This window comes from Moorena sp. SIO3E8 (assembly GCF_010692445.1).
Taxonomy (GTDB): Bacteria; Cyanobacteriota; Cyanobacteriia; order Cyanobacteriales; family Coleofasciculaceae; genus Moorena; species Moorena bouillonii.
Genome location: NZ_JAAHHM010000180.1, coordinates 1 through 10963 on the forward strand (window position 1 = coordinate 1; position 10963 = coordinate 10963).

Consider the following 10963-nt stretch of genomic DNA (forward strand, 5'->3'; position numbering starts at 1 on the left):
CTCCGACGCCCGACTCCCGACTCCCGACTCCCGACTCCCGACTCCCGACTCCCGACTCCCGACTCCCGACTCCCGACTCCCTGTTCCCTGTTCCCTGTTCCCTTTTATTTATTATGAATTGGCTGATTGAGCCCCTAGGTTTTGAATTTATGCGGAATGCGATCGCAACGGCTGTGCTGTTGGGGATATTAGGCGCAGTGGTAGGCAGCTACTTATTTGTACAACAAATGAGCCTGATGAGTGGTGTGATTTCCCATGCGGTTTTACCCGGTCTCTCAATCGCATTTTTTTTAGGAATAAATATCTCTATTGGTGCATTGATTGCAGGTATCCTTAGCGCTTTGGTGGTAGCGGTGATTCCTAAGCGTACGCGAGTCAAAGTGGATGCAGCAATGGCCTTGACCCTCAGCAGTTTTTTAGGGTTGGGAGTCATCCTAATTACGGTGCTGAAAACTAACCAACTTGACCTAGAAGATATTCTTTTTGGTGACATTTTAGGGGTGAGACCAGCAGATGTCTGGCAAACCCTGGTGATTACAGGAGTAATTTTACTATTAACAAAATTGTTCTATAAAGAGCTATTATTCTATACTTTTGATCCTTTAGGAGCGCAAGCTAGCGGTTTACCGGTAAAAGTCATTTATTTTGGGTTAATCTTGGCGATTACTCTCACCATTGTCGCCAGTATGCAGACGGTAGGGGTGTTGCTCGTTATCTCGATGTTAATCGGACCCGCGACTACGGCTTATTTATTAGTCAAAGAATTACATCACATGATGGGTTTAGGCTCAATGATTGGAATTTTTTCTAGTGTCAGTGGCATGTATATAAGCTACTATTTTAATTGGCCATCAGGCCCCGCTATTGTAATGGTAATATTTGGCTTATTTTTCCTGGCATTTTTGTTGAGCCCAAGCCAAGGGATTCTCACGGAGCCAGCTGTCGCACGTCGCCAGGCTAAGTTATTGACTTTGCTTAAAGAATTATTGAGATCGAATCGAGGGTAAGCAATCAGCTATTAGCAATCAGCCGTCAGCAATCAGCAATCAGCAATCAGCAATCAGCTATTAGCAATCAGCCATCAGCTATTAGCTTAAGCGCTACGCGCACGCTAAGCGAACAGCATATGTGCTACGCACACGCTACGCGAACAGCTATCAGGATGTTGAACATGGTAAGAGCATCTATAGATGCTAAACTATAACTAAATAACTCAAAACTAGTGTAGTGTAAGGGCTAGCAACACCCATGCACTAGACCTCAGCTTACTCTAATCTCTGGTCATGGTTGAAAAACTTACAGTTAAAAATTTTGCTGGTATCAAGGAACTAGAGATTGAGGTTAAACGAATCAATATCGTGATTGGACCTCAAGCTAGTGGTAAAAGTGTATGTGCTAAACTTCTTTTTTACTTTAAAAATTTTGTTTGGAAAATTTTTGATGCAGTAGAAAATGAACAAACTAAGCGTTACCTAGATTCAAGTTACTCTCAAACTTTTCAAGACTATTTTCCCCCTAATTCCTGGGGATATCATGATTTCTATATTAAGTATGAAGTATATAATGTTGGTATCGAAATTAGTAAAAACAAAAATACTAAAAGCAAAAGTATAATTAATTTTAATTACTCAGATTTTTTTAAAAAAGAACTATCAGAATTACGCAAATGGCTGAAAAAAATTAAGAAAGAAAGCTCTGAACAAAGCAATCAAATTGAGCGTCGTCTTGAAAGACTTTTCTTTACTAAAAGAATTCTCAGAGAACAATTAACAGAATTTTTGAGGAGTTCATTATGCGATGAGGCAGCTTATACCCAGCTTTTTATTCCTGCTGGTCGCTCCTTCTTTGCTAACCTCGAAAGTACTATATTCTCTTTGATGTCTAATAATAATGCCATCGATCCCTTTCTGATCGAGTTTGGTTCCACTTACGAAAGTATAAAACGTTTGAATTTGAGAATCATGATTCAAACTGAAAATAGAAAACAAAAAGAGATAAAGGATGAAATAAACAGACTTATCAAGAAAACTTTATGTGGGGAACACATACAGGAAAAAGGCGAAGATTTTGTGAAGATGGCAGATGGAAGACGGATTAGTCTTGCCAACTCTTCTTCTGGTCAGCAAGAAACATTTCCCCTGACGATTATACTTTCAGCATTACCTTTTTTAGTTGATGCTCGTTCCCCTGGACAAACTGTTTATATTGAGGAACCAGAAGCTCATCTATTTCCAAGCGCACAACGAAACATGGTTGAGTTAATCGCCTGTGTGTTTAATTCTCATCCGGAAAAACTTCAATTCTTTATCACCACCCATAGTCCTTACATCCTAACTGCAATCAATAATCTGATTCAAGCTGGTATGCTCTATGAAGAATCTAGCCAGGATGTCTTACCTAAATTAGAAAAAATCGTTCCTAGATATAAAGCCCTGATTACCTCCGATTTATCAGCCTATGTCCTAGAAAATGGCAAAGCTGAAAATATGTTAGACAAAGAGACAGGTCTGATCGATGCCAATCTTATTGACGGTGTTTCTGATGAGCTAGCTATTGAGTTTGATGAACTTCTGGACTTAGCGTGAGTATTTATGAAATCTTGCCCAGGCTGTGAGGAATATAAAGATGACAAGAAAATCGTATTAAAGGAAAAGAAAAGTAAACTAACTTTTGAAAATCACAACAAAGATAAAATATTAGTAATTAAAGTTGATGGCTGCGCTATCGCAGATAATGAAACTAAGCGCTGTGATTATGCTCTTGTTTGTAGTAACGGAGAAATTTATGTAGAGTTGAAAGGAAGTAAGATTCTCCATGCAGTTGAGCAAATAGAATCGACTATTAGGTTACTTTCAGATAACCCAAAAAAAATCAAAAAGTGGTGCTTTGTAGTTTCTACTCGCGTTCCCAGGCAAACAACGACCATACAACAGCTAGAAAAGAAGTTTGATAAGAACTATAATGCTGAATTCAAAATTAAGACTATTCAAGATAGTTGTGATTTAAGTAAGCTCACCATCAAGAAAAAAAGTAGGTAAGCCTATGCTTAGGCTTCTTCTTCTTGACTTTCTTTAGAGTAAAGTCACTGTATGCTACTTCAGTCTCCTGATTTTGAGCCTAACTGGTTGAGCTGTGTCTATTTTATAGGGAAGTCCGAAGAAAGGTGACAATTGGGCAACTAGGGAATTGTACTAGGAAGTCTGCTGAAACTTGATTGCGATTGACCTTTGGCCAAAAGGCCACGCTACGCGAACGGTCACGCTACGCGATCGCATCACCGGTTTTCTAGCTAGGGGTCGGGGGCGATCGCGACCCCTAGGTTAATTAGGCCAGACTTAGACTTATCGATGTTAAGTCAAAATGTCACACAGTGCGATCAAGCCCGCTGGTAGGTTAGGTTAAGTTAAGTAACCCAATAATCTCACTAAATTAATTTAACAAAACTCGCGGAATTCCCCACCCTCTTCCAGGGTGGGGATGGATAGCGAGACAACAACTTGTAATGACAAATCATCACGATTCATGTTAGAATAAAGATGGTCGCTGACCCGCCTGACTGACTAAAAGGCTACCTTACAAATGGTCTAAAATCCTATCAGTTTTTAGACCATTAGGTGTACAAAGTACTAGCAGAGCTCAGGGAAGAGACAAGCCCCGGCTGGTTGACCACAGAGTCGTAATTCCAAGGTGAGTCTGCCCTTGTAAACTATATGTCTGCGGAAGGCGGATATCTGCCTGTGGACGCTGAGTAAGACCGTATTGCAGCTTGCTGTTTGAGGCATCGGGGACGCGCGCGGGAAGCCCGAAAGACGAATAAAACCGTCCCTGAGTTGACCTGAGAATTGGAAGCCCCAACCTCAGCGAAGCAGGTTGGGGTACTTCACATTACTTCCGCTCAAAGGAGGCAATCAAAGGGTTCTCAGAACATAAGTATTGATTGATTGCTGACAAAGCTTGAGGTTGATGGGAAACATGAGCATCAATGAATAAACCAATTGTTTCTGCTAGCAAATTCCGTAGTAGGTCTTCCGGTTGAGATGCTGGATAGTCTAGGAAAGGTCTACCAGTAGTGGAATCAAATGGATAAGCAATAGAGAAATGATTGGCTCCCTCTAGAAGTAGCAGATAACTATCGTCTCTGCCTGCTGAGATCGCTTCCCTAAAAGTGCGTAACACTGGAGTGGTTGCTTGTTCCCAAGTCACTCCATAGCGATGGCTGCTGTTGGCAATAACTCCATCACAGGTTCCTCCAATCAGCATTAATGGTAAAGCATCAGGTAAAGGCAAGATTGTGCCCGATGGATATCCTAGTTGCTTCCCTCCTGCTGTATGTGCACCATAGGCAAAAGAAGCCACAATTTGTGGAAAGAAGCGTGGATTTGCACTTTCAATTGCAACTCTGCCCCCAGCGGAGTGTCCTCCTAGAATGATCTGTTTTAAATCAAGCAGGCCAGCTAGAACTCCGTTAAGTTGTAATTCCTCTAATGCTACCAATAGGCTTGGTAAAGCAGAGGCTGTTGGAGCTGAACCATAGGTGTTTGGATTCAACATTGCGATGTCAACACCTGGAGTCAGACCTACTATACCAGGTAAGTTTTGGGCAACCCAGGAGAAAGTGACAACCACAAGCCCACGTTCTGCCAACTTAATAGCAAGCCACTGATATACTTCAGGACTACAGTTTATGCCATTAAAGAAAATGACGACTTTGAAGGGAGACTGCTGAGGATCAGCAGGAACAATACCCATATTTTGTTCCTGATCGCTGCCTGACATCAGGGCTGGATAGAAAACTTTCAAATGAATGGTGTCATATGGAGAGGAAGCATCTTCTACTTTGGTAGACTGAAAAATTGCTCGAATAACCATACCACAAACACTTATTTATTCAGATTTTAATCAGCTTATCAATTACAGTGAGCTTTGAAGCACACCCATAGATGGAAGGCTAACGGCATTGAGGCTAGCGGCGCGAGACCCACTCTGGGAAAAGCCAATCCTTTCGCCTTCGGGTCCGTTTCAGTCAATGGTGTGGGATTCGTTGATCCTCAATGAGTCGTTCTGACTCAGAAATGGCAAAGTCTCCAACAGCTGACTTCTGAATAGCGGTGAGGGTAGTCTGTTATGTTTTTGGTCTTCTCCCCTGGTGCTGGGGTGACAGAATTACTGCTACAGTAGAGAATCCACTGCCCAGAGCATCCGCTGTGATCAATGGTTAGGAAACCGAGCAACCTCAAGAAATCCAGCACTTCTGTGCTTAGCAAACTAACCGTGAATTAATGATGCGTTACGCTATCACTAACGCATCCTACAAGATCGAATGATCGTACTAGCTTTATGAAAAATGGGGAAAATGGGAAAGGAATCACCTCACGCTGGTATCCCGAAACCCTGAAAAAGCGTATACTTTCCATTGATAAAATCCGGACAAAAATTCAATTTATTGCCGGGGATGGGTTTGAGGTTTGTGAGCAAAATTATCACCGCAACGATGCTATTTACTTCATTGATCCACCTTATTTAAAAGCTGGTCGCAGGCTCTATCGCTATTCAGCAGTTGATCATGAAGCTGTATTTAAACTTGCTAGCCAATTGGAAGGGGATTTTTTGATGAGCTATGACAATGTAGAAGAAATCAGGGATATAGCAAGTGGCTATGAATTTGCTGTACAACCTATTGCTATGAAAAACACTCATCATGCTGAGAAGACCGAATTGCTGATTGGCCGAAATTTCGATTGGTTTTTAGGGTAGTCATTATCTGACGGCTTTGAGGTCTGGGGCTGCTGGTAAACAGGGGAAGTTAGCAGGGTGAAATTAGGCTGATACAACAGAAAAGGGATAAATCAAGATTGTGAGCTTAACCAGGGGCTTACGATCCAAGGTCAAATCGTGAAACCCGCGAATGTGGAATGACCAGGAATCTTTATAACTCCGATGCTGAAAGTCGCCCTTCCATTGGCTCGTATTCATCTTCCAACAGCCAAGTTTGGGTTTCATCATAGGTTGCTCCAGTAAACACAACCTTGTAATTCTCAGCAGGATCGTACACACGACAACTACCTGATGAATTACCCAGTAACAGCAGGATGTAGGGAGGGGATAGCATGGGGTCAATCCAAACTTCAGCGAAATCCCACTCACTATTGGCTGGGTCGAGTACGGGGAATAACATGGTATTGGTTTTTTCCATCAATCTTCACCTCTCCATAAAACAAGGGAGTGCTTGGGCTACCATCGGGGCTGATTCTGTAACCAATTGAATCAGCGAAGAACAAACCGTAACGCTCATATCCTCGTATGACTCCGGTAAACTCTCCTGTCTCTATGATGGCTTGAGCAACTCTTTCCATTGTGGCTTGATTGTTAAAAACATGAGCCGATCGGCCTCGCCTGAGTAACCGCTGTACTTGTGGTGTGCCAGGTAGATGCTTGGCAATGTGTCTAGAATCCAGAAAAATCTCACGATCGATGCCACTCATACACTAGAAATATCGAGTGTTTTGAGCATACCAAATTTATGGTATGGAGCAAGACCACAAAACCCCCTCAACTGCAGCAGACAAAAACCTCTCCTTGAGACTAGAAATACATCAGCAACTTTCGGGATGACTGATCGCCTCCACCCCCTAGAGCATCTGCTGTGATAAATGGTTAGGAAACCAAGCAACCTCAAAAATTCCAGCACTTTTGTGCTTAGCAGACTAACCGTCAATTAATGATGGGTTACGCTATCACTAACCCATCCTACTGGACTTACTGATTACTGACGGCTTTGAGGTCTGGGGGTGCTACTTAAGATCGTATTGGTTTTCTTTCTCCATGCTTGATTGAATGTTCAGCAACAATCGGAGCTTAAACGGTTTATGGAATTCTCCCATCAAGCTTTAGTCTAAACTCCAGTTCTACGATACGGCTTGCTTGCATTACCTTGAAGACTTTGCATCTCTTCTTGAACAGTTATTCCAATTTGGATAGCTTCATTGAATAACCGACCATATTCACTCGATTGCTCACTCAGCTTTAGAATCTGTAAAGGTTCTAAATTGACGGCAAAACTATTTGAAGTGAAATCTGGATTTTCTCTGAATATTTTTTCGAGTTTTAAGGCAGCAATTAAATCAGCTCTAATAATTGTCAGAGCTTCAATCACTTTTTCTTTATTTTCCAATCTATCTAAACCAACTGAACGCCCAGCCTGATCCAAGGCGTCAACTCCTTCAACAAGAGAATTAAAGTTTTTCACTGATTTATATAATCTCTTGAGATGCCTGAATTTATGGTAACCTTTTTTAGCCTCTTTAATTAAAGTATTAATTAACAAAAAAGTAATTATTAAAGAAGTTGAATATACTAAAAATTTAAAAAATCCACTAAAATCATGGTTATCAATAAAGACTTCATTGCATAAAAAAATAAAAATAATTAATACAATAATAATAAAAAAAGAATATGTAAAAATAATCATGTTTTTATGAGACTTTTTATCATAAACTAACTCAAAAACATTTTTTTATAAGTTTGAAGCCTGTAAAACCTCTGTATGGGATATCTTTAGATTTGCAGGGTCATATTTATGCATAAGTACTTGGCAAGTTTTGTCTAAAGTTAACTGTGCAAGCAAGCAGGGATCTATAGGAGAGTATCTATAGAAAAAAGATCAAGAAAAACTCCTGAGAGGGAGCAATTCGAAAAAAGAATAGGGAAAAATCAGCTACAATTAGTCAGTGGAGATGAGGCGTCAATCCTACAGAACTGATTTGAGTAGCCAACAATGGAAATTAATTCAGCCTTTTTTTTACCTCTCCTAAATCGGAAACAGGAAGAGAAAAAAATTGCCTGGTTAGGTAAACAAAGAGATTTAATTAAGATTATGAGAGACTGCCAGAGGTAAGTTAATCGGTTGCTTATGTGGCACGGATTCCACTAATGTAAAATTCTCTGACTACTTAATAGTCTAGTTATAGAAACTTTCTAATGTCAAGCTCACTGGCGGTAGAAATCTTTCGGCAACGCAACAGATCGCCAGTGCTTCCAGTGCATCGACGCTTCCGATAACTGCAATTTTGTTGCCTGCAAGCCTTTTGTCTGATAACTACGGCAAGGTCTGATGGCACCGTTACTATCTCAAGCGACACCATAGTCAGTGTACTGCCGCTTGTAAGGAGCCTGTAAACCCAAGACAATATCCTCTCTGGGAACGCCCATTTCAACTAAATCTTCAGCAGGATTGAGATCTGTGAGATTTTGCTGGAGCCAAATTTTTCCGTCTTTGATATCTAAATGAACTATAGAACGGTAAATCCGATTACAATCTTCCCAACCCACATTCATCCACTGGTAATGATCCCGAACAGTGTCAAAAATGAGTTGTACTTCCACCTCATCATTTGAAACATCATCCTTGGCGTAGTCGTTCAGTAATGTTTGAACGTACTCGCGGTATTGAGCTACTTTCTCCATTCAACAATCACCTCTTTGGCTGAATCATACACAATTATCAAGACCTGATACTGTTGTATACCAGCATGCTTTAGCGTAAAGATCCGCTGTAAGACTTGGAAGTTATAGCACTAGGCATTAATATGTTTGACATTTCTAAACTCCGAAACCTAATCCTAGCTTACTTTTGACTTCTGACTTTTAACTTCTGACTTGCGCGTAGCGCTATATCACCCCTATTGCTCAGGAGCTCAAGCCTACACTCCCCTACCCTGGCAAGTCTAGCTAGGTCACTACAAAAGACTACAGGAAGAATTATGCCTTGGAGTATCAAAGACAAAATCCGTTACAGTATGTAAATAAGCGCAGTTACCTTTTTAACCCAGGCACAATGGTATCCTCTTCCTCGATAGCTGTCAGAGAACTCCCCATATTTCCCCTACCTGAAGTCGTTTTATTTCCTGGACGCCCTCTGCCGTTACACATTTTTGAATTTCGCTACCGAATCATGATGAACACGATTTTGGACAGCGATCGCAGATTTGGTGTCTTAATGTGGGATCCTGTTAAACAGGAACCAGCTACAGTTGGCTGTTGCGCTGAAATTATCCACTTTCAGCGTCTTCCCGATGACCGGATGAAAATAGTAACCTTAGGTCAGCAGCGGTTTCGGGTCTTAGAGTACGTTCGTGAAAAGCCCTATCGGGTTGGACTAGTGGAATGGATTGAAGACCAACCACCTGCTAAAGACCTCAAACCAAAGGCAAAGGAGGTGGCACAGTTATTGCGGGATGTTGTGCGTCTTTCCGCTAAGTTGACCAACCAGAAAATTGAGCTACCAGAAGACCTGCCCGATCTACCCATTGAGTTGTCTTACTGGGTTGCTAGCAATCTGTATGGCGTAGCCTTAGAACAGCAGGCACTTTTAGAGACCCTGGACACGGAAAAACGTCTAGAACGGGAAACAGAAATTCTCACTTCTACTCGCAATCACTTAGCGGCACGTACTGTACTCAAAGATGCCTTAAATTAAGCTTTGATTATAAGCTTAAGAGAGAATAGACCTCGTAGCATTAGTATTTTCTTGATACTGTTTTCATCAATTACTCTCCCTTCCCTTGTCCGAAGTTTCCTATTCCCTATTCGTTGCTCCCAGCGCTATAACAACATTTTTGTTCACCGTTGACGGTTAACTGTTGACAGTCAAATTATCGACATTGATGAGGGTGTAGCTGCCAAAAATCTTGAGGATTTCCTGATCAGGGATTATTTCCTCAAGAGCGGCTTTAAATAATGGTGCATAGAGATCTGATTCCAGTTCAATAAAGAATATGTACTCACCAAGTAATCGCTTGGTGGGACGAGACTCAATCCGACTTAAATTAATACCTCGACGGGCAAATACCTGGAGTGGTTTAGACAAGGATCCAGGTATATTAGCAGGAGGACTAAATGCTAAGGAGGTATGACTACCTCCAGGAGATGGCTTTAAACTCAGCACCCAAAATCGAGTGAAATTATCGGGATAGTCATTAATGTTAGATGCCAGTACTGGTAGAGTATAAAGCTTTGCTGCTCGTTCAGAAGCGATCGCTGCTGCATTGTGATCTTTGTCCAAAAATTGTAGCGCTTCAGTAGTGGAGTTGGTCGGTACCAGTTGCACTGATGGCAGAAACTGCTCCAACCACCGCTGACACTGAGCCAGGGCTTGGGGATGGGAATAAACCGTTTTAATTTCTGCTATGGTTGATGCCCGTGACATCAGACAATGTCTGATTGGCAAAACCAGAGCCTGTTGGATTTGGAGCTGATCTAGTTGCCAAAGCCGATCTAGTGTCATGGCGACACTGCCTTCAATGGAATTCTCTACAGGTACCACTGCTAGATCAACTTGTTGGTTAGCTACTGATTGTAAGGTTTGGCCAATGCTGGGATAAGGACACAAGAGGGATTGTTGACCCTGTTGTTTCTGGAGTCGCTCAGCATAAGCTGTGGCAGCGGCTTCTGTATAAGTTCCTGGTGGTCCGAGATAGGCAATAGAAAGTGACATAATAGACAATATAATTTGAGTTGTGAACAAAATCGTTTAGGGAAGGGCAAGAGGCAAGAGGCAAGAGGCATGCTAGCAATAGGCATGCTAGCAAGAGGCAAGAGGCAAGAGGCATGCTAGCAATAGGCATGCTAGCAATAGGCAAGAGGCAAGAGGCATGATAGCAATAGGCATGCTAGCAATAGGCAATAGTTAATCAAGTAGATAAGGATTTTTAGTCAGGTCAAAAACTGTAATCCTTGTATTGATGCAGTCGCTATGATAATTTTTTGGTGTGATCATAAATCAGTATTGAGTTTGATGATATAGTTGAAAATGGTATCTAGATGATGCAGGTTTAATGGCAGGGCTATTTCATTCTCATGAAAGCTAATAAATGCTAGGCTTACAAGTTAGCTGAGAGTTTCATGAGTGACCATGCGTTTGTCTGCCCAATCTGCCCCTGCTGTCTCAGTTCCTAGCCTCACCCCA

At 41.6% G+C, this 10963-nt stretch carries 11 protein-coding genes; 5 read left to right on the forward strand and 6 right to left on the reverse strand.

Annotated features, from left to right (window positions below):
• The first annotated feature begins 113 nt into the window (after window positions 1-113).
• The 3 genes from F6K46_RS35150 to F6K46_RS35160 all read left to right on the forward strand — a co-directional run bounded on the left by F6K46_RS35150 (window position 114) and on the right by F6K46_RS35160 (window position 3038).
• On the forward strand, window positions 114-1007 hold the full coding sequence (locus tag F6K46_RS35150; protein ID WP_366510854.1) for a metal ABC transporter permease: 894 nt from the start codon (window positions 114-116) through the stop codon (window positions 1005-1007).
• A 276-nt stretch (window positions 1008-1283) separates the two neighbouring features.
• Window positions 1284-2585, forward strand: a complete 1302-nt coding sequence (locus tag F6K46_RS35155) for an AAA family ATPase (RefSeq protein ID WP_293066954.1) — start codon at window positions 1284-1286, stop codon at window positions 2583-2585.
• Window positions 2586-2591: 6 nt separating this feature from the next.
• Entirely contained in the window at window positions 2592-3038 is a 447-nt protein-coding gene (locus F6K46_RS35160; protein WP_293066957.1) for a hypothetical protein, read from the forward strand.
• Between the two features lie 847 nt (window positions 3039-3885).
• Here the strand turns inward: F6K46_RS35160 and F6K46_RS35165 are convergent.
• Window positions 3886-4869: a dienelactone hydrolase gene (locus F6K46_RS35165; protein WP_293066960.1), complete on the reverse strand. Its 984-nt coding sequence runs from the start codon at window positions 4867-4869 to the stop codon at window positions 3886-3888.
• A gap of 468 nt (window positions 4870-5337) precedes the next feature.
• Between F6K46_RS35165 and F6K46_RS35170 the strand changes: the two genes are divergently transcribed.
• Window positions 5338-5754, forward strand: a complete 417-nt coding sequence (locus tag F6K46_RS35170) for a hypothetical protein (protein WP_293066962.1) — start codon at window positions 5338-5340, stop codon at window positions 5752-5754.
• A gap of 172 nt (window positions 5755-5926) precedes the next feature.
• Here F6K46_RS35170 and F6K46_RS35175 read toward each other — a convergent pair whose 3' ends face one another.
• The 4 genes from F6K46_RS35175 to F6K46_RS35190 form a co-directional block, all read right to left on the reverse strand.
• Window positions 5927-6193, reverse strand: coding sequence for a hypothetical protein (locus F6K46_RS35175; RefSeq protein ID WP_293066965.1), 267 nt, complete (start codon window positions 6191-6193; stop codon window positions 5927-5929).
• Window positions 6144-6482 (reverse strand): hypothetical protein, encoded by a 339-nt coding sequence (locus F6K46_RS35180; RefSeq protein ID WP_070395690.1) that lies wholly within the window; start codon window positions 6480-6482, stop codon window positions 6144-6146. Before F6K46_RS35180 ends, F6K46_RS35175 begins: the two co-directional genes overlap by 50 nt.
• Before the next feature lie 410 nt (window positions 6483-6892).
• Window positions 6893-7468 (reverse strand): hypothetical protein, encoded by a 576-nt coding sequence (locus F6K46_RS35185; RefSeq protein WP_293066968.1) that lies wholly within the window; start codon window positions 7466-7468, stop codon window positions 6893-6895.
• Window positions 7469-8127: 659 nt separating this feature from the next.
• A complete protein-coding gene (locus tag F6K46_RS35190; protein WP_293066971.1) occupies window positions 8128-8463 on the reverse strand; it encodes a XisI protein in 336 nt (111 codons plus the stop codon).
• A 370-nt stretch (window positions 8464-8833) separates the two neighbouring features.
• On the opposite strand from F6K46_RS35190, the gene F6K46_RS35195 reads away from it, so the two are divergent.
• Complete coding sequence (locus tag F6K46_RS35195; protein WP_293066974.1) at window positions 8834-9475, forward strand: LON peptidase substrate-binding domain-containing protein; 642 nt, start codon at window positions 8834-8836, stop codon at window positions 9473-9475.
• 156 nt (window positions 9476-9631) lie between these two features.
• Here F6K46_RS35195 and pheA read toward each other — a convergent pair whose 3' ends face one another.
• On the reverse strand, window positions 9632-10492 hold the full coding sequence (pheA, locus tag F6K46_RS35200; RefSeq protein WP_293066977.1) for a prephenate dehydratase: 861 nt from the start codon (window positions 10490-10492) through the stop codon (window positions 9632-9634).
• Window positions 10493-10963: the final 471 nt, after the last annotated feature.